Raw genomic sequence first — 293 nt, forward strand, 5'->3', positions numbered from 1 at the left:
GAAAGGGGAACTGTTGGGATAACGCTCCTCAAGAATCATTCTTTGGACATTTTAAAGACGAAGCCTTTATTAAATCATGTACAAGCCTAGCTGAACTAAAACATGAAATAAGGCAATATATGAAATATTACAATCACGACAGATGCCAATGGAATTTAAAAAAGATGAGCCCTATTCAATTCGAGGCCACTGAAAAACTTAAGTTTTTCATCTCATAAAACATATGTAAAACAAGAAAGGCGGCTTTTTGTTCAATTTTGAACGAAAAGCCGCCTTTCTTTCTATATTTTTGT

Annotated in this window: 1 protein-coding gene; it reads left to right on the forward strand. The window is 33.8% G+C overall.

What is annotated here, in order from left to right:
- On the forward strand, window positions 1–218 hold a 218-nt coding region (locus tag MR076_RS26160; protein WP_242225437.1), incomplete at its 5' end, for an IS3 family transposase.
- Window positions 219–293 lie beyond the last annotated feature (75 nt).

Origin of the sequence: Bacillus cereus group sp. BfR-BA-01380 (genome assembly GCF_022663535.1) — a bacterium.
In the GTDB taxonomy this organism is placed as follows: domain Bacteria; phylum Bacillota; class Bacilli; order Bacillales; family Bacillaceae_G; genus Bacillus_A; species Bacillus_A cereus_BB.